This window comes from Frondihabitans sp. PAMC 28766, assembly GCF_001577365.1.
Taxonomy (GTDB): domain Bacteria; phylum Actinomycetota; class Actinomycetes; order Actinomycetales; family Microbacteriaceae; genus Frondihabitans.
This window is the reverse complement of sequence record NZ_CP014513.1, coordinates 2,206,266-2,229,691: the sequence shown is the minus strand read 5'-3', so window position 1 is coordinate 2,229,691 and position 23,426 is coordinate 2,206,266. Positions and strand designations below refer to the sequence as shown.

At 70.1% G+C, this 23,426-nt stretch carries 22 protein-coding genes; 9 read left to right on the top strand and 13 right to left on the bottom strand.

Features of this window, described 5'->3' with window-relative positions:
• The first annotated feature begins 43 nt into the window (after positions 1-43).
• Both AX769_RS10775 and AX769_RS10770 read left to right on the top strand, forming a co-directional pair.
• Positions 44-1,531, top strand: coding sequence for a class I adenylate-forming enzyme family protein (locus AX769_RS10775; protein ID WP_162269016.1), 1,488 nt, complete (start codon positions 44-46; stop codon positions 1,529-1,531).
• On the top strand, positions 1,528-2,736 hold the full coding sequence (locus tag AX769_RS10770; RefSeq protein ID WP_066279084.1) for an acyltransferase: 1,209 nt from the start codon (positions 1,528-1,530) through the stop codon (positions 2,734-2,736). The genes AX769_RS10775 and AX769_RS10770 overlap by 4 nt, the downstream gene beginning before the upstream one ends.
• 126 nt (positions 2,737-2,862) lie before the next feature.
• Here the strand turns inward: AX769_RS10770 and AX769_RS10765 are convergent, their stop codons facing one another.
• The 4 genes from AX769_RS10765 to AX769_RS10750 all read right to left on the bottom strand — a co-directional run bounded on the left by AX769_RS10765 (position 2,863) and on the right by AX769_RS10750 (position 6,016).
• Positions 2,863-4,176, bottom strand: a complete 1,314-nt coding sequence (locus tag AX769_RS10765) for an MFS transporter (RefSeq protein WP_204249199.1) — start codon at positions 4,174-4,176, stop codon at positions 2,863-2,865.
• 147 nt (positions 4,177-4,323) lie between these two features.
• Positions 4,324-4,593, bottom strand: a complete 270-nt coding sequence (gene rpsO / locus AX769_RS10760) for a 30S ribosomal protein S15 (RefSeq protein WP_066279082.1) — start codon at positions 4,591-4,593, stop codon at positions 4,324-4,326.
• A 91-nt stretch (positions 4,594-4,684) separates the two neighbouring features.
• Positions 4,685-5,146: a VanZ family protein gene (locus tag AX769_RS10755; protein WP_066279080.1), complete on the bottom strand. Its 462-nt coding sequence runs from the start codon at positions 5,144-5,146 to the stop codon at positions 4,685-4,687.
• 51 nt (positions 5,147-5,197) lie between these two features.
• Positions 5,198-6,016 (bottom strand): nuclease-related domain-containing protein, encoded by an 819-nt coding sequence (locus AX769_RS10750; protein ID WP_157887574.1) that lies wholly within the window; start codon positions 6,014-6,016, stop codon positions 5,198-5,200.
• A 139-nt stretch (positions 6,017-6,155) separates the two neighbouring features.
• Here AX769_RS10750 and AX769_RS10745 point away from each other — a divergent pair, with 139 nt between their 5' ends.
• Entirely contained in the window at positions 6,156-6,878 is a 723-nt protein-coding gene (locus tag AX769_RS10745; protein ID WP_066279070.1) for a M50 family metallopeptidase, read from the top strand.
• 103 nt (positions 6,879-6,981) lie between these two features.
• On the opposite strand, the gene AX769_RS10740 is transcribed toward AX769_RS10745, so the two are convergent.
• Positions 6,982-7,521 (bottom strand): adenine phosphoribosyltransferase, encoded by a 540-nt coding sequence (locus AX769_RS10740; protein ID WP_066283509.1) that lies wholly within the window; start codon positions 7,519-7,521, stop codon positions 6,982-6,984.
• A gap of 161 nt (positions 7,522-7,682) precedes the next feature.
• Here AX769_RS10740 and AX769_RS10735 point away from each other — a divergent pair, with 161 nt between their 5' ends.
• Entirely contained in the window at positions 7,683-8,705 is a 1,023-nt protein-coding gene (locus AX769_RS10735) for a glycoside hydrolase family 6 protein (protein WP_066279067.1), read from the top strand.
• A 23-nt stretch (positions 8,706-8,728) separates the two neighbouring features.
• Here AX769_RS10735 and AX769_RS10730 read toward each other — a convergent pair whose 3' ends face one another.
• The 4 genes from AX769_RS10730 to AX769_RS10715 all read right to left on the bottom strand — a co-directional run bounded on the left by AX769_RS10730 (position 8,729) and on the right by AX769_RS10715 (position 12,810).
• Positions 8,729-9,055: a nuclear transport factor 2 family protein gene (locus AX769_RS10730; protein WP_066279061.1), complete on the bottom strand. Its 327-nt coding sequence runs from the start codon at positions 9,053-9,055 to the stop codon at positions 8,729-8,731.
• A gap of 62 nt (positions 9,056-9,117) precedes the next feature.
• On the bottom strand, positions 9,118-11,406 hold the full coding sequence (locus AX769_RS10725) for a UvrD-helicase domain-containing protein (protein WP_066279054.1): 2,289 nt from the start codon (positions 11,404-11,406) through the stop codon (positions 9,118-9,120).
• A gap of 184 nt (positions 11,407-11,590) precedes the next feature.
• Positions 11,591-12,436, bottom strand: a complete 846-nt coding sequence (locus tag AX769_RS10720; protein WP_066279051.1) for an aldo/keto reductase — start codon at positions 12,434-12,436, stop codon at positions 11,591-11,593.
• Entirely contained in the window at positions 12,436-12,810 is a 375-nt protein-coding gene (locus AX769_RS10715; protein ID WP_066279049.1) for an FKBP-type peptidyl-prolyl cis-trans isomerase, read from the bottom strand. The genes AX769_RS10720 and AX769_RS10715 overlap by 1 nt, the downstream gene beginning before the upstream one ends.
• Positions 12,811-12,975: 165 nt before the next feature.
• Here AX769_RS10715 and AX769_RS10710 point away from each other — a divergent pair, with 165 nt between their 5' ends.
• On the top strand, positions 12,976-14,307 hold the full coding sequence (locus AX769_RS10710; protein ID WP_239451757.1) for an MFS transporter: 1,332 nt from the start codon (positions 12,976-12,978) through the stop codon (positions 14,305-14,307).
• Positions 14,308-14,336: 29 nt separating this feature from the next.
• On the opposite strand, the gene AX769_RS10705 is transcribed toward AX769_RS10710, so the two are convergent.
• Positions 14,337-15,491, bottom strand: a complete 1,155-nt coding sequence (locus tag AX769_RS10705) for a PrsW family intramembrane metalloprotease (protein ID WP_066279047.1) — start codon at positions 15,489-15,491, stop codon at positions 14,337-14,339.
• Positions 15,492-15,526: 35 nt separating this feature from the next.
• Here AX769_RS10705 and AX769_RS10700 point away from each other — a divergent pair, with 35 nt between their 5' ends.
• Entirely contained in the window at positions 15,527-16,843 is a 1,317-nt protein-coding gene (locus AX769_RS10700; protein WP_157887573.1) for a YihY/virulence factor BrkB family protein, read from the top strand.
• 106 nt (positions 16,844-16,949) lie between these two features.
• Here AX769_RS10700 and AX769_RS10695 read toward each other — a convergent pair whose 3' ends face one another.
• Positions 16,950-18,518, bottom strand: a complete 1,569-nt coding sequence (locus AX769_RS10695) for an aspartate ammonia-lyase (protein ID WP_082764051.1) — start codon at positions 18,516-18,518, stop codon at positions 16,950-16,952.
• A 43-nt stretch (positions 18,519-18,561) separates the two neighbouring features.
• Between AX769_RS10695 and AX769_RS10690 the strand changes: the two genes are divergently transcribed.
• The gene (locus tag AX769_RS10690; RefSeq protein ID WP_162269002.1) at positions 18,562-18,936 is read left to right on the top strand and encodes a GNAT family N-acetyltransferase; all 375 of its coding nucleotides are present in this window, start codon (positions 18,562-18,564) and stop codon (positions 18,934-18,936) included.
• A gap of 320 nt (positions 18,937-19,256) precedes the next feature.
• The gene (locus AX769_RS10685) at positions 19,257-20,393 is read left to right on the top strand and encodes a family 16 glycoside hydrolase (RefSeq protein WP_066279043.1); all 1,137 of its coding nucleotides are present in this window, start codon (positions 19,257-19,259) and stop codon (positions 20,391-20,393) included.
• A gap of 138 nt (positions 20,394-20,531) precedes the next feature.
• On the opposite strand, the gene AX769_RS10680 is transcribed toward AX769_RS10685, so the two are convergent.
• Complete coding sequence (locus tag AX769_RS10680) at positions 20,532-21,524, bottom strand: zinc-binding dehydrogenase (protein ID WP_204249198.1); 993 nt, start codon at positions 21,522-21,524, stop codon at positions 20,532-20,534.
• A gap of 96 nt (positions 21,525-21,620) precedes the next feature.
• Positions 21,621-22,121 (bottom strand): MarR family winged helix-turn-helix transcriptional regulator, encoded by a 501-nt coding sequence (locus AX769_RS10675; RefSeq protein WP_066279041.1) that lies wholly within the window; start codon positions 22,119-22,121, stop codon positions 21,621-21,623.
• Positions 22,122-22,276: 155 nt separating this feature from the next.
• Between AX769_RS10675 and AX769_RS10670 the strand changes: the two genes are divergently transcribed.
• Complete coding sequence (locus AX769_RS10670) at positions 22,277-23,119, top strand: phosphotransferase (protein ID WP_066279038.1); 843 nt, start codon at positions 22,277-22,279, stop codon at positions 23,117-23,119.
• Positions 23,120-23,426: the final 307 nt, after the last annotated feature.

Genomic DNA, 23,426 nt, shown 5'->3' with positions numbered 1-23,426 from the left:
CGTCCATAGGCGAGTCATAGCAGGCGCGCCTACGCTGATGGCCATGGATTCCCTGGCCTCGCTGATCGCAGCCCGCTCGAGCGATTCGCCGACGGCTCCCTATCTCGAAGACGCCCGCTCCGACCGCGTCGTCACGTTCGGCGACCTCGAAGCGCGTGCAGCGGAGTGGGCCGAGGCCTTCGCCGCGGGCGCGGTCTCCCCCGGCGCCACCGTCGTCATCGACGTGACCGACCCACTGAGCTTCGCCGTGGCCCATCTGTCGGTCGTCGCCTCCGGTCGCCGCAGCGTGCCCGTCAACCCGCAGGGCACCTGGGCCGAGACGCTCAAGTCGGCGGCCCTCGGCTCGTCGGAGGCGATCGTGACCGACCGGGCCGAGCCCGGAGAGACGGACGTGCAGGTCTTCCGCCCCGAGAGCGCGACCGGTGCCCCGCAGGCCGGTGAGCACCAGGATCCTGCGGCCCGCATCATCGAAGCGGCGTCGGCCGGCTCCGTGATCCTCTTCACCTCCGGGTCGACCGGGCAGCCGAAAGGGGTCGAGATCACCGAGGCGCAGCTGCTCTACGTCGCCCGGGCGATCGCCGACCACAACGCGCTGACCAGCGCCGACCGCGGTTTCAACTCGCTGCCGCTCTTCCATGTCAACGCCGAGGTCGTCGGCCTGCTGTCGACGCTCGTCGCCGGGGCCACGCTGGTGCTCGACAGGGGATTCCACAAGACCGGCTTCTGGGAGCTGCTCGCCGAACGCCGCATCACCTGGCTGAACGCGGTGCCGGCGATCCTGGCCGTGCTCGCCAAGTCGGGGCCGGCCGTGCCGCCCGAGAGCCTCCGCTTCGTGCGCAGCGCCTCGTCGGCTCTGCCCGAGGCCGTCCGCACGACCTTCCGCGGCATCCCGATGATCATCAGCTACGGCATGACCGAGGGCGCGAGCCAGATCACAGCCACTCCCCTGGGTCAGGATCCGCGCCCGGGCTCCGTCGGCCTCCCGGTCGGCGACGAGATCGAGCCGCGGGACACCGACGGCAATGCTCTGCCGGTCGGCGAGATCGGCGAGCTCTGGATCCGCGGGCCCGGAGTCGTCACCCATTACTTCCAGGGGCGCGCCGCCGACAGGTTCGACGCCGAGGGCTGGCTGCGCACCGGTGACCTCGGGCACCTCGACGCCGACGGCTGGGTGTATCTCGCGGGCCGCACCGACGACGTCATCAATCGCGGCGGCGAGAAGGTCTATCCCGCCGAGGTCGAGGACGTCCTGCTCGAGGACGCTCGCGTGCGCGAGGCGGTCGTCGTGGCCCGGCCCGACGCGATCCTGGGCTCCGTGCCCGTCGCCTACGTGATCCCCGCCGACCTCGACTCGCCCGCCGACGCCCGCGCCGCGCTGGCCGCCGACCTGACGGCTCGCTGCGAAGCCGAGCTGCCCCGATTCAAGCGGCCCCTCGACGTCACCGTCGTCGACGACCTCCCCCGGACGCCCACCGGCAAGGTGCAGCGCAACCGCACGCGCGACATGGTGGCGGAGGCGTCGAAGGCGTGAGCACGACGGCAAGCCGCGAAGGCGATCTCCCCGAGCAGATCGTCGAGGGCGACCCGAGCGCGTCGGTCGCCCCTCGACGCAAGCACCTCTACGAGGTCGACATCCTGCGGATCCTGACCTTCGCCTGCGTCATCGCGGTGCACGCGGTCAGCCATGCCGCAGGTCCCGACGACGTCGTGCAGAACGGGTTCCTGGTGCTGGTGCACTTCACCCGCGAGGTGTTCTTCGCGCTGACGGCGTTCGTGCTGGTCTACAGCTTCCAGATGAAGCCGCGGCCGCTCAAGGAGTTCTGGCCCCGGCGCTTCCTCCTGGTCGGTGTGCCCTACATTTCGTGGTCGGCGATCTACGTCTTCTCGAACTGGGTGCACGATTCGACGCGAATTGACGGCCTGCAGCTGCTCGACACCTTCTGGTACGACCTGTACACCGGCACCGCCTGGTACCACCTCTACTTCTTGCTCGTGACGATGCAGGTGTACCTGCTGCTGCCGGTGCTCGTCTGGCTCGTGGCGAAGACGCGTCGATTCCACGTGCTGGTCGTGGTCGTGGCGTTCGTGTTCCAGCTGCTCGTCACGGCGAGTTACTTGTACGACCGCTCGTTCACGGCGCCCTGGAACAAATACCAGAACATCGAGTTCTGGAGCTACCTGTTCATGATCGTGGTCGGCGCCGTCGCCGCCGACCACCGGGTGCAGCTGCTCTCGTGGGTGCGCGCGCACCGCATCCGCATCGCCTGGATCGCTCTGGCCGGCGCCGTCCTGTCGATCGGCGTCTACGCGTTCAATCTCTCGCTCGGGTACGGGCCCTCGAAGGCGGCGACGGCGCTGCAGCCGGTCACGATCGTCTGGAGCGTGCCCGTCATCCTGGGGTTCCTCGCTCTCGGCACGAAATGGGCGGATCAGAGAGTCGCCGGGTCGCGGATGGCTCGCCTGGTCGACACTGCCTCCGACCGCTCGTTCGGCATCTTCCTCGCCCATCCGTACATGATCTGGCTGCTGCTGGCCGGCGGCGGCTGGCTCGCGAAGACGATCCCGTCGCCGTGGCTGAGCCCGGTGCTCTACGTCCTGGTCGTCGTCACGACAGTCGCTCTGATCGAGATCGTGCGCCGGACGCCGCTCAGCCTGGCGCTGACGGGTCGCCCCTACCGCTCGCGGAAGACCAAGGCCGCGGCTGTCGAGGCCGCCGCCGCGAAGGCCCGCGCCTGACGCTTCCATGGCGCACTGGTGCGGCTTCGGCTGAACCACGGCCCGGCCATCCGCGTCTTCCGCACTAGTTTCGGCGCACCGCCCGGCATCGACCTTTTCCGCACCGGTGCTGCGGCGGCCAGGAGCCTAGGGCAAAGAAGGGGCCGGCGCGAGGCCGTCGGCGGAGGTGATGCGGCGCGGGTTCATGCGCCAGGCGACGACGGCCGCCACGAGCAGCAGCACGATCGACGCGAAGAACGGCCACTGCCATCCGGTGGCCGAGAGGACAGCAGCGAAGACGATGGGCGACAGGATGCCGGCAATGCCGAACCCGGTGTTCATCATCCCGCTCGCCGTGCCCGCCCACTCGGGCGCCGTGTCCATCGGGATCGCCCAGAGGGTGGCGTTGCAGAGCTCGAGGAAGAAGAACGAGATGGTCAGCGAGACGATCGCGACGACGAGATTGTGGATCGCGAAGACCGGCACGAGCCAGGCGGCCGAGCCGATGAGCCCGATCACGAGCGTGTTGCGCCGGGACTTCCGCATGTCGCGGGTGCGCCGGTAGAACGCGTCGCTGACCATGCCGCCGACGGTGTCGCCGAACACCCCGCCGATCAGCACCACCGAGGTGAAACCCGCGTACGACAGCAGCTTCAGCCCGTAGCTGTCGCCGAGGAAGGACGGCAGCCAGGTGAGGAAGACCCAGAGCGTCCAGCCGTAGCCGAAGTCGACGAAGGCGACCGGGACCATGCTCGGGATGAGACGACGCCACGGCACGGGCGGGCGCGCGGCGCTCTTCGGCCGGTCGGGCATCTCGTCGAGCTCGACCTGGGTGACACGCTTGTGCTCGTCGGGGCGGTTGCGGAAGTACGCGAACCAGATCACGCCCCAGACGATGCTGACGACGCCCAGCACGAGGAACGAGACGCGCCAGCCGGCCCACACGATCAGCCAGGCCACGACGAGGGGCGCGGCCGCGTTGCCGAGGCGCGACGCCGAGTGCACGACGCCCTGCACGAACCCGTTGCGGTCAGAAGGCACCCAGCGCGTCATCGCGCTCGTCGCCGTCGGGAAGGCAGCCGCCTCGGTGAGTCCGAGCAGCACGCGCGCACCGAACAGGGTCCAGAAGCCGATCGAGAGGCCGGTGGCGAGGGTGGCGACACCCCAGAGCAGGGCGATCCAGAACAGGGCCTTGCGCGCACCGAACCGCTCGCCGATGTTGCCGCCGAAGACCTGCAGCAGGGCGTACGGGATGGAGAACGCCGAGACGACCCAGCCGAGCTCGTTCGTCGTCAGGTGCAGGCTCGCCTGGATGGTCGGCAGCGCGGTGGAGATGTTGGTGCGGTCGATGTACGAGATCGCGTACATGACACAGAGGATGATCACGACGTTGCCGCGGACCCGCCCGCGCATCGGTGTCGCCGTGACGGCAGCAGTGGGCTTGTCTTCGAGCAGACTCATGGGTCGGGCGCCTTCGGGGTTGGTTCAGTCAGTTCTACGCTTTTGTATCGACTCTGGCCCTGCGGCCTATGCGCCCCCTATGGACAAACGAAGAACGGCCCGTCCTCCGTGGGGAGGACGAGCCGTTCAGTGAAGTACCGAGTGTCGTTATCGACGCAGTCCCAGGCGCTCGATGAGCGTGCGGTAGCGGTTGATGTCGACATCGCTGAGGTAGCCCAGCAGGCGACGACGCTGGCCAACGAGCAGAAGGAGGCCACGACGCGAGTGGTGGTCGTGCTTGTGCTCTTTGAGGTGCTCGGTCAGGTCTTTGATGCGCTGGGTCATGACGGCCACCTGGACTTCGGGGGATCCCGTGTCGCCCGGGTGGGTCGCGTACTCTTCGATGATCGCAGTCTTCACTTCGGGTGCAAGTGCCATAACTGGAACCCCTCTCTGTCGTTGCGCGGTGCTCGACGCCTGATGCGTGAGCTCTCTTTGTCCGCGGCCGTTGGACGGCAACCTGGCAACCCTACCAGGACTGCGAGGCGCGGGCGACCCGACGCCGGCCACGAGGGCCGCGCGGGGCAGCCAGCATGCGCAGGGCCGTCGCGATCAGCGCCCCGACGAGGCCGCCGAGGCCGTTGTGGACGACGTCGCCCATGTCTTCGACCCGGGTCGGCAGGTACGCGCCCTGATAGCTCTCGATACCGTACGAGGCGAGGACGCAGAGGAGGGCGGCCAGGATCCAGAGACGGCGGGGGAAGAACAACGCGAGGAAGAACCCGAGGGGCACGAACATCGCGACGTTGGCGAGGCTCTCGACCCTGTCGAACGTGAGCCAGCTCGTCGCCTGGTGCGCTGAGAAGGCGTGCAGCGCCCGAGAGAGCAGGCTCGCGGTGGCGCCGTCGTAGACGGACGTGCGCAGGGTCATCCACGCGATGAACCCCACGTAGAGGGCGGTGACGACGAGGAGCCAGGGGCGAAAGCGCATATTTCAATGCTGGCAGACGAGGCGGTGCACGCGCCCCACACAGCCTTGGGGTCAGCTGGGGAGCTGCTGGACAACCATCGGGGCGATGGCCGCCGCAGCGACGAGGACACCGCCCACCGAGGTCACCCAGGCGATTCGCACCCGGCGAGCGCGCTGCACCTCGGTGCGGAGCTTCGCGAACCAGAAGCCCAGCTCGGAAGCGGTGGGGTGGGCCCCGGATCCTGCGCCCTGCGTCGCGACGACGAGCGCGGACCGCCAGGTGCGCGGGTGAAGGGCCGTGCGGGTGATCTCGCGGACCTCGTCGACCGAGAGGACCGGCGGCAGAGCGCTGAGGTGACGCACCATGCGGTCGACGCCGACGACATCGGTGCCGGTCGCGGCGGCCGGGCGACGGGCGGGGTCGACGGCGATCACGATCGAGCGGACCACCACGTGGCGCCCGAGGGCTCGTGACAGCAGTTCGGAGGTTCGCGCCGCCTCGGCCTCGGGGCGGCGAGCCGCGACGTCGGGGGGCCTCTCGTCGCGCGACGCGGTGGAGAGCGCGACGACTCCCCCGGGCCCGATGACGAGGTGGTCGACCTCGGGCTCTCCGGGCAGCGCGGGGATCGCGTGCACAACGCGCCACGTCTCGCCCGAAGTGCTCAGGGTGCGGAGCCGCTCGGCCACGAGCACCTCGCCGAGTGCCGGCGCGAACCAGGCGCGGGCGTCTTTCGCCACTGGCGTGCGGCCCAGGATCCGAGACGCCAGGCCGCGCGGATCACCCGTGCCCTGCCGCTGCCAGAGTGCCTCGACGGCGGTGGGAGCAGTGACGCCGATAGCGGGTGCGGCGAGGATCGACGACGTGTCGTCGGATGGTGCGGGGAGCGTCAACTGCGGGCCTTTCACGTGGTCCTCGAACGGTACGCAGCGAACCCGACGGGCGGAATCGCCCGATCGGGGGTGAAAACCCGAACGGGGGTCGATGGCCCGGCGCGGGGTTGCTGTCAGACGCACTCCCTAGGCTTCGGTCGTGGATCTCGTCATGTCGCTCTGGTCGCGCGTCACCCAGACCTCCGAGCCCCTCGGCGTCCCCCTGCTGCTCGGGTCGCTGGCGCTCGGCGTGCTGCTCGTCGTGTTGCCCGGCACCTGGCACACCGTGCGGCACGCCGTCACGGTCGTGCACGAAGGTGGCCACGGTCTCGCCGCCGTGCTGACCGGGCGACGCCTGACGGGGATCCGCCTGCACTCCGACACCTCGGGGCTGACCGTCTCGAAAGGTCCGCGGACTGGCCTCGGCATGGTGATCACCCTGCTCGCCGGCTACACGGCGCCCGCACTCGCGGCGCTCGGCGCGTCGTGGATGCTCAGCCGCGGCTATTCCGCCGGCCTGCTCTGGGCGCTGCTGCTCGTGCTGGCGCTCATGCTGATCCAGATCCGCAATTGGTTCGGCCTCTGGGTGATCCTCGTCGGGGCTGCCGTGGTCGTCGCCGTCACCTGGCTCGCGGCACCCGAGTGGCAACTCGTCTTCGGCCATGTGCTCACCGTGGTGCTGGCGCTCGGCGCCCTGCGAGCGAGCCTCGAACTGCAGACGAGTCGGCGTCGCGCCCGTTCGGGGCAGTCGGACGCCGACCAGCTCGCCCGCTTGAGCCACGTGCCGGGGCTCTTCTGGGTCTTCGTCTTCGTTCTCGTGGCGCTCGCCTGCGCCATCGCCGACGCGTGGATGGTCGTGCCGCAGGGCCTCCTGACCCGGTGACCCTCCCTTTTGCCCCCTCCGTTTTACCTATAGGCGCGACTTTCCCGCACAGACGTTTCCTGTCGGGAGCGCTGCACCTATAGGTAAAACGGAGGGGAGGGGGTCAGGCGGGGGCGGAGCCGAGAGCGTGCACGGGCACGCGGGGGGCGATGCGGTCGCGGCCTCCGAGGCCGTCGAGCTCGAGCAGGACGGCGAGGCCGACCACCTCGTATCCTGCCCGCTCGAGCAGCGTGATCGAGGCGTCGGCGGTGCCTCCGGTCGCGAGGACGTCGTCGGCGACGAGCACGCGCGACCCCTTCGGCAGCTGACCCGGGCGCAGCTCGATCGAGGCTTCGCCGTATTCGAGCGAGTAGCTCTCGCTCAGCACCTCGCCGGGCAGCTTGCCGGCCTTCCGCACCGTGAGCACGCCGGTGCCGGTCTGGGCGGCGATCCCTCCGGCGAGCGCGAAGCCGCGCGCCTCGATGCCCGCGACGGCGACGAACGCGCCCTCGAACGGCTCGGCGAGCCCCGCGCACACCGCGCCGAAGGCCTCGGCGTCGGCGAAGACCGGAGTCACGTCACGGAAGAGGATGCCGGGCTTCGGGAAGTCGGGCACGACCGCGGTGAGGCGGTCGACGAGGTCTGCGGCATCCGAGGTGGTCATGCGGTCCACGCTACCGGCTCCGCTGTGCCCACCTCTGGGGTCGGGGTGGCCCCCCGACGGGTGCTTCTGCCCGGGGCCCCGACCTGGTGGGCTTGAGGCACGGTCGACGACGGGTGCACGGGGCGCCCCGAGACCGCACACTCAGGGGTTCGACCGCGCGCATGGCACGTCACCGCACCACCCTCATCGCCCGCACCGTCATCGTCGCGCTCGCCGCCTCGGTGATCGCCGCCGGCATCGTGCAGGGCCAGGTCTCCGACGCGGGCGCCGTGACGGCTGTGCCGAGCGCCGCCTCGATCCAGCGGGCCACACCGGCCGAGCTCTACTCCGGCGGCCTCGCCGTGCAGCCGGGCTCACAGCCGGCCATCGAGGTCGCGGCCCTGATGAAGCGGCACCAGACCGCCGAGGCGAAGTCGATCGAGCAGATCGCCTCGCAGCCCGTCGCGATCTGGCTCGGCGACTGGTACGGCCAGGCGCAGGTCGCCCGCGTGGTCGCCGCCCAGCTCTCCGTGGCGAAGAAGGCCCACCGGACGGCCACGTTCGTGACCTACGCGATCCCCGACCGCGACTGCGGTGGCTACTCGGCGGGCGGGCTCACCGCCTCGCAGTATCTCGCCTGGAACAAGACCATCGCGACGGCCCTCCGCGGTCAGCGAGCCGTCGTGCTCGTCGAGCCCGACTCGCTCGCCATGATCTCGAACTGCACGTCGGTGGCCGCGCAGCGGCTGCCGCTGATCAAGTCGGCGGTGCAGACCCTTGCGGCCAACGGCGCAACCGTCTACCTCGACGCCGGCAATTCGCACTGGGTCGACCCCGCCACCATGGCGTCACGCCTGAAAGCCGCCGGGATCGAGTCGGCCCGCGGGTTCTTCACGAACGTCTCGAACTTCTACCCCGTCGCCGACGAGGAGGCCTATGCGAACAAGGTCTCGGCCCTCACCGGCGGCTCCCACTACGTGATCGACACATCGCGCGACGGCCAGGGCTGGAAGGGCACCTGGTGCAACCCGATCGGTGCCGGCCTCGGCAAGAACCCCGCGGTGTCGAACGGCCGCACGAAGCTCGACGCGACCCTCTGGGTGAAGACGCCGGGCGCGAGCGACGGCACCTGCGACGGCGGGCCGACCGCGGGCACGTGGTGGGAGAAGTACGCGGTGGCCCTGGTCAAGAACCGGACGAAGTAGCACCGGTCTGGTGAGGCTGCGGGCTAGGTGATGACCAGCGACTTCACGAGGTCGCCCTCGACCGTGAAGGTCATCGTGCCGATGCCGTTGTAGCCCTCGCCGGTCACGTCCATCGTGACGACGTACTGCCCGTCGGCCGTGCCCGCGGCCACCTCGACGACGTCGAAGCGCGAGTGTTTGCCGATATTGTCGGTCTGGTTCCAGCTGGCGATGCCGTCGGGGCCGGTGAAGACGCGACCCCAGTCGTCGAGGGTCGCGTCGGGCGTGAACGAGGCGAGGAAGGCCTCGATGTCCTCTTCGTTGGTGGCATCGATGAAGGTGCGGATGGCGGCAGGGGTCTCGACGGGCATGCCTCATCGAACCACACGCCCGTGAGCGAGCGGCTAGGCCCTGTCTCTCAATTCACCACGGCCTAGGAGACGCTGACGACGGTGAGGCGCTGCGTGGGACGGGTCATGGCGACGTAGAGGCTCGCGTTGCCCCGCGACGACAGGCGCAGGATGCCGTCGGGGTCGACCACCACCACCGCATCGAACTCCAGGCCCTTCGCCGCCGCCGTGCTGAGCACGCTGATCGGCGTCGTCAGCGAGGCGGTACCGGGTGACACCGCACCGGGGAACACGTCGGCGAGTGCGCGCACGAGGGGCGCGACCAGGGCCTCGGGGGCGATGACGGCCAGCGTGCCGCCGGAGTCGATGGCGCGATCGAACGCGACCGCGTCGACGACGCTCGCGATCGCATCCTGCCCCGCCGACGGCGCCACCTCGCGCACCCGCCACTCGCTCGACCGCACCGAGCGGCTGGGCGTGATCTCGAGCCCGTTGCGCTTCGCGGTCGCCTCGGCGTAGTCGACGATCTGGCTGGGGGTGCGGTAGTTGACTGTGAGCTCTTCGAGGCGCCACGAGCCGCCGGGGCCCTCGGCACCGCGGCGGCGGGGCAGGAGGCCCTGCAGCGCGCGGTCCCAGGAGGTCGCGGAAGCGGGCGACGACGCCTGGGCGATGTCGCCGACCACGGTGAACGACCGCAGCGGGCAGCGCCGGGCGAGGAGGCGCCACTGCATCGGCGAGAGCTCTTGCGCCTCGTCGACGACCACGTGGCCGAAGGCCCAGGTGCGATCGCCGGCGGCGCGCTCGGCGGTGGTCATGCTGGCGGCGCGCTCGGCGAAGTTGCCGGCGATGTCGCCGGCCGAGACGAGCCCTTCGACCTGCATGTTCTCGATGGCGCGCTCGGCGTTCTCGATGTCGCGCTTCTGCTGCTGCTTGCGGGCCCGCCGGTCGGCGTCGACGGCGGTGTCGAACTCGCCGAGCAACTCGGCCGCCTCGTCGAGCAGGGGCACGTCGCTGATCGTGAACGCCTCGCCGCGGCCTCGGCGGAGCAGAGCGCGCTGCTCAGGTGACCAGCGCTGCGTGATCGACGCAAGCCAGTTGGGGCGCGCGTAGAGGTCTTCGAGGAGCTTCTGCGGGGTGAGCGGTATCCACGCCGTGTTGAGCAGCACGCGCACGTCGTACGACTGCCGCACGTCTTCGCGCAGCACGAGCTCGTCGGCGTCGTCGATGGTGGTGCCGCGGTCGCGCAATTGGCCGATGAGCTGCCGGGTGAGGGCCGAAAGGGCGTAGCGGTTGAAGAGCACGCGCCCGTCGTTGTGCGGCTTTCCGCGTTCTTGCGCGCGCCGGAGCGCGTCGGCGACGAGCTGCGGCTGCACCGCCATGCGCTCACCGTCGATGTCGACGACCGAGTCGGCCGCCGGGGCGACCTGGCGCGAGCGCACGGCGCGCTTCAGCAGGTCGGCCATCTGGCCGGACCCCTTGAGTGCGGCCACCTCGGGAGCGTCGTCGGTCGTCGCCTCGACGTCGGGGTAGAGCCCGCCGAGGCTCGAGAGCACCACGCCCGACTCGCCGAGCGACGGCAGCACCTGCTCGATGTACCGGAGGAATGACCGGCTCGGGCCGACGACCAGCACGCCCGACCCGCGCAGGCGCTCACGGTGCGAATAGAGCAGGTAGGCGGCACGGTGCAGTGCCACGGCCGTCTTGCCGGTGCCGGGGCCGCCCTGGACGACCAGGATGCCGTCGAGCTGAGACCGGATGATCCGGTCTTGCTCGGCCTGGATGGTCGCCACGATGTCGGACATGCGCCCGGTGCGCTGGGCGGTCAGGGCGGCCATGAGCGCGCCCTCGCCCTGCAGCTGTGCGTCACCGCGGTCGAGGAGGGTCGGGTCGAAGACCTCGTCTTCGATGCGGGTGACCGTGCGGCCCTCGAGCGTGAGATGCCGGCGCGCGCGGGCGCCCATCGGTGTCGCGGCGGTCGCCTGGTAGAAGGCGCTGGCGCCGGGCACACGCCAGTCGAGGAGGATCGGATGGTGGTCTCGGTCGCGGAGGCCGATGCGGCCGATATAGCGGTACGCGCCAGAATCAGGCACAGCGCGGTGGATCCCGTCGCCGCGCTGCGGGCTCGTGGTGTCGTCGGGCTCTTCGAGTTCGAGTCGGCCGAACGCGAGTCGGTCGTCGACCTCGCCGAGCTGCGCCAGCGTGTCCTCGTAGAGACGCGCGTAGGCATCGCGTTCGCTGCGGCTCTGATGGTTGCCGCCGACGGTCTCGCGGCGGGTGGCGGTCAGTCGCTCTCGTGCTTCGGCTTTCAGCTCGTCGAGGCGCTCGTAGAGCGTCGACACGTAATCGCGCTCGCGATCGAGTTCAGATGGCAACGGGTGGGGCCCCCTCGGGAAAGTCGGCTCACAATTCTAATCACTTCGTGCGATGTCGAAACTGCGAGCGAGCCCGAGGGGGCGTGGTGCTCGGAAGGGTCAGATGCAAGGCGGAGGAGGAGAGCCATGGCGGAGCCATTGCCGACGACGACAACGCCGCAGGTGGCCCTGCCGAGCGCCGCGCCTAGAACTCTTCGTGAGAGTTGGGGTCGGCGCCCCAGATACGGCCGCGCTCGAGCCCCGAGATGCGGGCCACCTCGTCGTCGCTCAGCTCGAAGCCGAAGACGTCGAGGTTCTCGCGCTGACGCCCGGCATCCTGCGATTTGGGTACAGGCACCGAGCCGATCTGCACGTGCCAGCGGATGACGACCTGGGTGGGCGTCACGCCGTGCGCGCTCGCGATCTCGGCGATGAGCCCTTCGGTGAGCAGCTCGCTCTTCTTGCCGATCGGGCTCCACGCCTCGGTGGCGATGCCGTGCGCCGCGTGGAAGGCGCGCAGCTCACCCTGCGGGAAGTACGGGTGCAGCTCGACCTGGTTGACGGCGGGGGTGACGCCGACCTCGTCGATCACCCGGGTGAGGTGTTCGATCGTGAAGTTCGAGACGCCGATCGAGGTGACCAGCCCGTCGTCCTGCAGCTTCGTGAAGGCTCTGAAGGATTCGACGTACTGGTCGATCCGCGGCAGCGGCCAGTGGATCAGGTAGAGATCGACGTGGTCGAGGCCCAGATTCTTCCGGGTCTCTTCGAAGCTCGCGAGCGCCTCGGCGTAGCCGTGGTGGCGGCCCGGCAGCTTCGACGTGACGATGATGTCGTCGCGGGGCACGTCGGTCTCGCGCACGGCACGCCCGACGGCGTCTTCGTTGCCGTAGTTGAGGGCGGTGTCGAGGATGCGATAGCCGGTCTCGAGTGCCGTCGTGACCGCTGCCGTGCCCTCGTCGCCGTTCAGGCCGTACGTGCCGAGACCGACGACCGGGAAGGCGGTGCCGTCGTTCAGCGGGCGGGTCGGAACCGTGATGGCGTCGAGCGCCATCAGCTCACGCCGAGGAGGTCGATCACGAAGATCAGGGTCTTGCCGCTGAGCGGGTGACCGGAGCCGGCGGGGCCGTAGGCGAGCTGCGGCGGCACGACGAGGGTGCGGCGACCGCCGACCCTCATGCCGGGGATGCCCTCCTGCCAGCCGCGCACCAGGGCTGCGAGCGGGAAGTTGATAGCCTCGCCGCGACCCCAGGACGAGTCGAACTCTTCGCCGGAGTCGTACTCGACACCGACGTAGTGGACGTTGACGGTGGAGCCGGCGACGGCCTCGGCACCGTCGCCGACGGTGATGTCGGTGGTCTGGAGGTCGGCCGGGGCCGGGCCCTCGGGGGCGTCGATTTCGGGCTTGGTCGAAGGATCGTGAGTCATGCGTCCCAGCGTAGACGTGACGATGGACCGACCGCTCGCGTCCTCCCTGCAGAGGAATCGAGTGGCCGGCCCATCGTCTGTTCGCGCCGAGAGATACGTCATCGATACGAACGTATGGAGGCTACGCCTGACACGTGTCGCTCTGCAAACCGGCAGAATGGAACCTTGACCTCACACCACGATCAGAAGCCGCGCCGCCGCGGCCTCCTCGTCGATCTCTCCCCCGCCCGCCAGAGCCCGGCCTTCGCGAGACTCTGGATCGGCTCGTCGATCTCGGGCATCGGCGCCCAGCTCACGCTCGTCGCCGTCGGCCTCGAGATCTACGACATCACCAAGTCGACCTTCGCCGTGGCGCTCGTCGGGGTGGTGTCGCTCGTGCCGATCATCGCCGCCGGCCTCTACGGCGGCATGCTGGCCGACGCCTTCGACCGCCGGCTGGTCGCCATCATCGCCGCGATCGTCGCGTGGGGCACCACCGCGTGCATCGCGCTGCACGCCTACCTCGGCCTCGACAACGTCGGGCTGCTCTACGGGCTCACGGCGCTCGACGCCGTCGCCTCGACGATCATCAACACGTCGCGCTCGGCCATCATCCCTCGCCTCCTGCCACCCGAGCTGCTGCCCGCGGCGAGCGCCCTCAACGGCATCGGCACGGGAGTGCAGTTGACGGTGGGGCCCGCCCTGGCCGGCATCCTCGTGGCCGTCGTCGGCTTCCCCGCCACGTACACGGTCGACGTGGTGCTCTTCACTGCGGCCTTCCTCGGCATCTTCTCGCTGCCGGCGATCCGGCCCGAGGGCGAGACGCAGCGGCCGGGGCTCGCGTCGCTGATGTTCGGCGTCCGCTTCCTGCGGCGCTCCCCCAACATCAGGATGACGTTCGTGGTCGACATCATCGCGATGACGTTCGGCCAGCCGCGAGTGCTCTACCCGGTGGTCGGCGCCGTGCTGATCGGAGGGGGCGCGATCACGGTGGGCGTGCTCACGGCGTCGTACGCGATCGGAGCGCTGCTGTGCAGCCTCTTCTCGGGGCGTCTCGGCAGCGTGCGAAAGCAGGGTGCGGCCGTCAACTGGGCGGTGTCGGCGTACGGCCTGTGCATCCTCGCCTTCGGCCTCGTCCTTCTGCTCGCACAGCTGCGCGGGCCCGGCGGAGTCGGCAGCCTGACGGCGGGTCTGGCGTCAGCCGACCTCCCGGCCCTTGCCGGTGCTGCCGTCACCCTGGCCGCAGCGGGCGCCGCCGACAACGTGTCGTCGATCTTCCGCAACACGATCCTCCAGGCGGCCGCCCCCGACGCCATGCGCGGCCGACTCCAGGGCATCTTCATCGTCGTCGTGACCGGCGGGCCGCGAGTGGGAGACCTGTTCGTCGGCCTCCTCGCCGCCGCCGGCACGGTGTGGCCGCCGCTCCTCGGCGGGGCACTGATCATCGCGCTCGTGGGGCTGCTGGCGCGACTGCAGCCGTCGTTCCGCAAGTACGACCGACTCAACCCCACGCCGTAGCCGGCCTCGGCCTCGGCCGGACCGGCGACCTACGTGGGCACCGGGGCGACGGGAGCCGCGGCGAGCGCGGCACGCGCAGCGGCGACCGAGGCGAGCAACTCCTGCTCGTCGGCCTCGGCAGCGGCGCGTGCCGCGGCCACGCCCCGATTCGACAGGATCTTCTGCCGGGTCGAGGCCAACCGCGTCGAATCCGACACGAAGGTGCGCATGAGCGGCTCCACCCCGTTGTGCCGGGCCCAGCGCAGGGCGCGCTGCCGCGAGCGGCCGTTCGACAGCATGCGCACCTCGTCGGCGTCGAACCATCCGGCCTCGGCGTAGTCGCCGAGCCGCAGCCGTGTAACGCGCCGCTCGAGCCGTCGCAGCACGAAGACGCCGACGACGCACGCCGCGAAGATCGGCACCTGCACGGCGGCGTAGTAGGCGACGAACGACCCGCCGACCACCACCAGGGCGCCGTTCCACAGGGCGTGGAGGGCGATCGCCGGGATGAGCCCCACCACGAAGTAGCCGATCGCGCCCAGGGCCCCGGTGCGCCGCGCGGCCAGGCCCAGCGCGAACCCGGTGCACGACGTGTAGATGATGTGCCCGAACGGCGCCATCAGGGCGCGCACGAGGAAGACGCCGGTGAGGTCTCCGCCGAAGCCTGTGGCCTCGCGCGCCGCCTGCACCGAGAAGTACTGCACGTTCTCGACGAAGGCGAAGCCGGCCGCGACGGTCGCGGCGTAGACGATGCCGTCGATCGGCCCGTCGAAGCTCTTGCGGAAGATCCAGAGCACGAGCAGCACGCCGAACCCCTTCGCGATCTCCTCGACGATCGGCGCCTGCACGACCGCGGCCAGCACATCGTCCCCGTCGCTGTGCCCGTGCCCGAGGGCGCTCTGCACCGTCTGCACGGCGAAGTCGAACGCGAGGGCCGCCCCGACCGAGACGGCTGCACCCCACAGGAAGGCGAACACCAGGATCAGACGCGGCTCCGGCTCCCACCGGTCGACGAGGTGAATCCCGACGAGCACGATCACCAGCGGCACGACCGCCAGCAGCACCCCGGCCAACAGCACATCGGGCGACAGGACGTCGAGGAAGTAGACGACGACGGCGACCGCGAAGCAGGCGATCACGACGAGAGACGTCGCGACGGCCGCGAACTGCCGGGCCGCCGGATCCTCGGGGCGTCGTCTCGGCATGAACCGAGCGTACCGGGGGCCGGTAGTCTCGGAGCATGACCGGCCGAGCTCTCGCCCTGCAGCGAGTCGGGGAGATCATCACGCCGACCGGGCATTTCTTCGTGCGGCTCGTGCAGCCGGCGTGGGCCGTGATCCTCGTGATCTGGCGGCCGATGTGGGTGTTCTTCCGTGCCGTGGCGAGCGTGGCCACGCGGCTGTTCTGGCCGACGTTCACGTTCGTCGGGCTGCTGGTCGCGTCACCGTTCGTGGCCGCCTGGAACAGGTGGCTCGTCGTCGGCAGCGCTGACCCCATCCCCTGGCGATACGCCCTGCGCCGCACGTACCACGGCTTCTACCGGCACAAGACGATCGACTCCGCCGCCGCCCTGGCGTTCTTCTCGACGCTCGCCGTCTTCCCCGGCGCGCTGAGCGTCATCTCGGCAGTCGCACTCGGCCAGAGCGACGGCGACGCGGTCGACGACATCCTGAACATCGCGACCATCGCCATCGGCCCGAGCGCGGCGCAGGCGGTGCGCACCCCGCTCGTGCAGCTGCTCAGCCTCTCGAGCCCCGGCGTCACGCTCGGGGCCGGCCTCGCGCTGACGCTCTGGTCGATGTCGGGCTACACGTCGGCGTTCGGTCGCGCCATGAACGTGATCTACGACGTGCAGGAGGGTCGCCGCTTCGTGCGCTTCCGCTCGTCGATGCTGCTGCTCGCCCTCGTGATCATGGTGCTGTTCGCAGCCATGGCGGCGATCCTGCTGATCACGCCGTCGATCGCCACGGCCATCGGCGACCAATTCCGGTTCGGCCAGCTCTTCGTGGTGCTCTGGAACGTGCTGAAGTGGCCGGTGCTCGTGGGTCTCGTCGTGCTGGCGATCGCGCTGCTCTACTACTTCACCCCGACGATCCAGCACCCGCAGGTGCGCTGGGTGTCGTACGGCGCGCTCTTCGCCATCGGCGGCTGGGGGCTTGCCACCGTCGGGTTCGCGATCTACGTGACGGAGTTCTCGCACTACGACCACGTCTACGGGTTCTTGGGCGGGGCGGTGGTGCTGCTCGTCTACGCCTACATCTCGAACTTCGTGCTGGTGCTCGGCGGCGAGCTCGACTCGCAGATCATCCGGGTGCGCTATCTGCAGTCGGGTGTCGAAGCCGAGGGCATGATCCCGCTGCCGCTGCGCTCGTCGAAGCGCAACCTCGCCCTCGCCCGTCACGCGTCGCTCGACATGGTCGACGGGCGCACGATGCGCCTCAAGGCGGTCAGGATCTACGGCGAGCCCGTGCTCGACGAGCACGGCCGGCCCGAGATCAGGCCGCGCTTCCAGACCATGTCGGGGCGCGAGAAGAAGAACGTGCCCGAGGGCGACTGAGCTGGCCTGTCCACAGAGCATGGCCTCGGAGGATCGGCGCAGCCGCCTCGCTCCGCGAGCCAGGAGGCGCTCTCCGCGCCTCCTGGCTCGCGGAGCGAGTATGAATTCAGCCGGTCGTCTCGTCGGCGTGCGCGGCGTCGAGCGACGCCAGGTGCGCCGTGATCTGCTCGGCCGTGACGACGGGGATCGACGAGGTGATCGCCTCGAGCCCCGAGAGGCGCGCGGGCGAGAGCACGTGCTCGACCTGCTCTTCGCTCATGAGACCCGCGGCGACTACCAGGGTGGCGATCGAGGTCTCCGTGGCGAGGGCCGTGTGCGCGATCGACGCCGCCGCAGCGTAGCCGATGTACGGCGTGAGGGCGGTCACGACGCCGATGTTCGTCTCGACCTGCTGCGCGAGGCGGGCGGTGTTGGCCTGGATGCCGTCGACGCAGTTGACGCGCAGGGTCTCGCAGGATCGCGTGAGCCACTGGATGCTCTGCAGCACTGAGTTCGCGATCACCGGCTCGAACGCGTTGAGCTGCAGCTGGCCCGCCTCGGCGGCCATGGTGACCGTCACGTCGGCGCCGGCGATTGCGAAGGCGACCTGGTTGACGACCTCGGGGATGACCGGGTTGACCTTGCCCGGCATGATCGACGAGCCGGCCTGCCGCGGCGGCAGCGTGATCTCGCCGAAGCCGGCCTGCGGGCCCGACGAGAGCAGCCGCAGATCGTTGCAGATCTTCGAGAGCTTGATGGCGCTGCGCTTGAGCGCACCCGACACGGTCATGTAGACGCCGGCGTCGCTGGTGGCCTCGATGAGGTCGGGTGCGGTGACCATCTCAATGCCCGACAGGTCGCTGAGGTGCCGCCTCACGGCCTCGGCGTACTTCGGGTCGGCCGTGATGCCGGTGCCGATGGCGGTCGCGCCGAGGTTGATCTCGGCGAGCAGCGGCAGGGTGTCGCGGAGGCGCTGCTGGTCTTCGCCGAGGGTGTGGGCGAAACCGGTGAACTCCTGGCCCAGGGTCATGGGCACGGCGTCCTGCAGCTGGGTGCGGCCCACCTTCAGCACGTCGCGGAACTCGAGGCCCTTGACCCCGAAGGCGTCGGCCAGGCGTCCCAGCTCGTCGACGAGCCGGGCCAGCGCGAGCGACATCGCGAGCTTGATGGCCGTCGGGTAGGTGTCGTTGGTCGACTGGCTGCGATTGACGTCGTCGATGGGGTGCAGGAACTCGTACTGCCCGCGCTCGTGGCCCAGGATCTCGAGAGCCCGGTTGGCGATGACCTCGTTGCTGTTCATGTTGGTGCTGGTGCCCGCACCGCCCTGCATCACCCCGACGCGGAACTCGTCGTGGAGCGCCCCGCCGCGGATCTCTTCGCAGGAGGCCTCGATGGCGTGAGCCTTGCGGGGGTCGAGCACGCCGATCTCGACGTTGGCCCGAGCCGCCGCCTGCTTGACCACGGCGAGCGCGATGACCAGGTCGGAGTAGACCGAGATGGGCCGGTTGGCGATCGGGAAGTTCTCGATCGCCCTCAGCGTGTGGATGCCCCAGTAGGCGTCGGATGGCACGTCGCGGGAGCCGAGCGAGTCGGTCTCCCGTCTCGTCGCCGGTCGGTCTGCGGTCGGGGTGACTGACGGGATCGCCGTCGTCTCTTCTGCCACGTGGGCCTCCTTGCTCGGTGTGGCACCGAGCATAGCGAGGGCCGGCACCGAGCTCGCCCAGCGCTGGTCTCGACGCATGTCTCCGCCCTCGGGAGCAGTGTCGCTCACCACCGATCGCCTCACCCTCGAGCCGTTGACGGCGGTCGACATTCCGGCGTTCGTCGCGGACCGGCAGGATGCCGAGGCGGCCCGCTGCCAGTCATGGTCCGCCGGCTACTCGACGGACGATGCCGAGCGGCTGCTCGCCGCGCAGGCCGACGGCCGTCTCCCCTCCCCCGGCGCGTGGCCGCAGCTGGCCCTGCACGAGACCAGCGCGGGTGACTCCACGGGCGCGCTCGTCGGCGTCGTGGCGCTGCACCGCCTCGACGACCAGCCGGACACCTTCGAGGTCGGCGTGACGCGGATACGCGCTGCTGTCTCGCGAACGGATGCACCCCACCGGTTAGAGTGAGGTCGAACCGGGCGGCCCCACCAGCCGCTCCGGTCACCACATCGCGATCAGGAGACTGGCGTGTCGGATCAGGAGACGACGCCGCACGGCACCGGAAGGCGCCCAGCGGGTTTTCGGCGAGCCCGTGGCCTCCTGCGACCCCGCTCCGTCCGGCTACCGGTCGGTCGGCGACGCGCCGCCTGGATCAGCGGCATCCTGCTGCTCGCCGCCATCGTCGTGACGGCTGCGGTCACGCCGGGAACCTCATCGGGTTTCAGCGCCGTGATCTCGAACAGCACGGACAAGGCGTCGACCGCGCCCAATTTCAGCCCGTCGCGCGGGTGCTGCCGTTCGACGACTCGTGGGCCGGCAGCGACCTCGGCTGGAACGACTACGGCGGCACCTGGACGACTGCTGCGGCCGCCTCGGGGGCGACGTACACCGAGTCGGCCGGCGGCGGCACCGGCAACAAGGCCGTCTCGGGGCAGACGAGCTGGACTGACTACACCCTGCAGGGCGACGTCAAGATCACGTCGGGCACGCAGGCCGGTCTCGTCTTCCGAGCGCAGAACCCCGGCGTCGGCGCCGACACGCTGAACGGCTACTACCTCGGCCTCTACACGTCGGGCACCTTGACTCTCGGCCGCGAGAACAACGGCTATGCGGCGCTGAAGAGCGCGACGTACCTGCCGGCGACGAACACCTGGTACCACCTCACCGTGCAGGTCGTGGGCTGCGTCATCACGGCGTCGGTCACCCAGGTCGGCGGCTTGATCACGACGACCCCGACCACACTGACCTACACCGACACCGGCTGCCCCACCTCGGGCGCCATCGGCGTGCGCGACTACGGGTCGACGGCGAGTTTCCGCAACGTCACCGCGACGGCCGGCGGCACGACGTCGACGGCCGTCGCGACCTACCTCGCGCCGTTCGCGAACATCGCGACGCCGACGAGCGGGCAGACCGTCTACGGCGGCACCTGGTCGGCCAACTCGACCAACGAGACCTACTCCGACACGACCGGCGGGCAGGGCGAGAAGTCGGTGATGGGGCTGTCGACCTGGGGCAACTATTCGCTGACCGGCGACGTCGAGCTGAACTCGTCGGCGACCACGACGACGAGCGCAGGCTTCATGGTGCGGGTCGCCAACCCGGCGACCGGTCTCAACGCAGGCACGGGCTATTACGCCGGGCTCTCGTCGACGACTCTGAGCCTCGTCGACATCAGCGGCGGCACGGCGAACGTCCTGGCCACGGCGCCGCTGCCCGCGACGCTCGACACGAACACCTGGTACCACCTCACGGTCGAGGCCGTCGGGTGCACGATCACCGCGACGGCCCAGCTGAAGACCGGCTCGACCCTGACGATCGCCTCGGGCACCGACACGACGTCCTGCCAGACGACCGGGGCCGTCGCCGCGCGCACTGTCGGCACCACTGCGACGTGGCGGGACATCGCGGTGACGCCGCGGTAGCTGTGCTGCAGGCTTCGAAGACCTAGGTGACGACCCTGCGCCCATCGCTCGTCACGTCGTGACCCTGCGCCCATCGCTCGTCACGTCGTGACCCTGCGCCCATCGCTCGTCACGTCGTGACCCTGCGCCCATCGCTCGTCACGTCGTGACGACGAGCTTGCCTGCCCCGCCCCCGTCGATCATGGCATCCTGCGCCGCATCGATCTCGTCGAGGGTGAAGACCTTCTGGATCGGCACCGCGGCACGGCCCGCGGCCACGGCGTCGAGGAAGCCCTGCAGCACGTCGGCCGGCAGGTCACTGGCGTCGCCCGCGTAGCCGGCGAGCCGCACTCCGCGCGGCAGGTAGCCGTTCGGGTAGAAGTCGGGGATCGTCCACTCGTTCGAGAGCATGCCGGTGAAGCAGACCGTGCCGTGATAGCCGGTGGCCCGCAGAGTGTCGGGCAGCGTGGGCGTGCCGATCAGCTCGAGGGCGCTTCCGACGCCGTCGGGCAGGATCCGGCGCACCTGCGAGGCCACGTCGCCGTCGTCGACGAGCACGTGGTCGACGCCGATCGCGGTGAGCGAGTCGGCCTTGGCGGGGTTGCGGGTCGTCGAGAACACCGTCATCCCCTGCTGTTTCGCGAGCACAGCCGCCGCCATGCCGATGCTCGACGTGCCTCCGCGGACGAGGATCGACGACCTGGGCTGCGCGTCCATCCCCACCGTGAGCGAACCGTAGGCCGTCTGCAGCATCTCGCCGACCGCCCCGAGCGTCGACCACGGCAGGTCGCTCGTGAAGGGGATCACCTGGCTCACCGGCACGGAGGTGTACTCGGCGTAGCCGCCGTCGTAGGTGCGACCCATGCCGCCCATCATCGCCACGACCTGCTGGCCCGGCTCGAACTCGCCGCCGGGAGCCTCGACGACCTCGCCCGTGGCCTCGATGCCCAGGATGCGAGGGAACGTCACGCCGTCGGCGAGCCCCATGCGCGTGTGCAGCTCGGAGCGGTTGAGCCCGAATGCGCGCACGCGGATCAGCACGCGCCCTCGTTCGGCATCCGGGACGGGCACGTCGCGCAGGGTGAGAGCCCCGGGTGCGTCTTCGGTGCCGGGGGCGTCGAGCACGGCGGCTCGCATGGTGTTCGTGGGCATGGTGTTCCTTTCGAGTTGGAGCGGGTCGTGCGGGGCGACCCTCGCGATCGGACACCGCGGTGGTCCTGGGTCCGTTGCGGTGTCGGGAGGCGAGGTCTAGCGCACGGACGGCGAGCGCAGGATGCGGAGCGCTCGCGCCAGCTGAGCGAGGGTGGCGGCGTCGAGGCGGTCGCCCAGTCGGCGCTGCAGGGCGTCGTCGAAAGCGCTTCCCGCCCGCACCAGCTCGGCGCGGCCCGCTTCGGTCAGTTCGACGAGAGACGAGCGCCGGTCGTCGGGATTAGCCCGGCGCGCGACGAGCCCGGCCGACTCGAGGCGGTCGACGATCTTGCTCGCGCCGCCGACCGTGATCACGAGGTCGGCCGCGATGTCGTTGACGCGGCACGTGCCGGCAACGCCGACGCCGGCAACGCCGACGCCGGCAGCGCCGGCACCGGCGCGGGCGCGCAGTCGCGTCTCGATGGCGCGCAGCGACTCGACGCTGGCGAGCGAGAGCCCCGCCCTCTCGCGGAGGTCGGCATCGATGCCGTTCCACAGCTCGATCTGCGCCCGCACGAGGTCGCTGAACACGGCCGGCAGATCGCCCTCATCGTTTTGCATTCCACAAATGTCTCTTCCACGGAATCTATTTGCAAACTCTGTGCAGGCGGGAGAAACCTTTGTCATGGAGTCGACTTCAGTTCTGCCTGAATTCAGGCGCACCTGAAGTCGAGCTCTCAGAAGAAACTCCCCCCTCGGCCCGGCAGGATGGGCGCATGCGCTACGTCGAGCCCGAGCCGCGAGCCGCCGAGACGCCGCTACTCGGCGGGGACGTCACGGAGGGGCTCGTGAGGCGCGGCGACACGGTGCGGCGGCCGCACGGCCCCGCCTCGGCCGGGGTCGAGCGACTGCTGCGACACCTCGCGGCGCAGGGGTTCGACGGCGCGCCGCGGCACCTCGGCATCGACGACGACGGGCGGGACGTGCTCACCTTCGTGCCGGGCGAGGTGGCCATCCGCCCCTGGCCGGCGTGGGTGGCCGATGACGAGCGGGCGGCGAGCGTGGCGCGACTCGTGCGGCGGTACGACGACGCCGTCGCGGGTCTCGGGGTGCCGGGCTGGGCCCACGAACTGACGCCGCAGGATCCTGCGGGTCAACCTCCCCGCACAGCCGGAGCCCCCGAGCTGGTGGGGCACCTCGACGTGACGCCCGAGAACGTCGTCTTCCGAGATGGCCGGGCCGCGTCGCTCATCGACTTCGATCTCGCGCGCCCCGCCACCCGGGCCGAAGAGGTCTCGAACGTGTTGCTCTGGTGGGCGCCGTGGATGCCGCCGGGCGATCGCGAGGAGGCGCTGCGCGATGCCGACCCCTGCGCCCGGGGCGCTCTGATCGTCGATGCCTACGGGCTTTACGCCGCGTCGCGAAGCCGGCTCGTGGGCACCTCGCAGAACATCGCCGACCGCTCATGGTGGTCGATGCGCCACCGCGCCGACACCCTCGGCGGCGGCTGGCGGCGGATGTGGGACGAGGGCGTCGGCGACAAGATCCTGCGCCGGCAGTGCTGGCTGGCCGAGAACGCCGACGAGCTGCACCGCGCCGTCACCCGACCTCCGCGCTAGATCGAGCGGGCGTACCCCGAATCGTGTCCGCACTTGTGCCGACACCCCCGTTGGGGACTGTGCCGTGTACCCCCGACGTGGAACTCTTGATGCTGAGGGAAGCACGCAGCGAGGCCTCCAGGGTGTTCGGGTCACCCCGGGAGCCTCACTGCACAAACGGGAAGAAGCAGTCACCGGAACCACCGATTCGGACGCCGCAAGGCGACGGTGGACACGGCAGACGTCGGCACGACGTCGGGGCGTTGCCCCTGCCATCCGGTGACCGCTTCTGCCTTCGCGTCCCTCGTGACGATCCACCTCTCGGGGA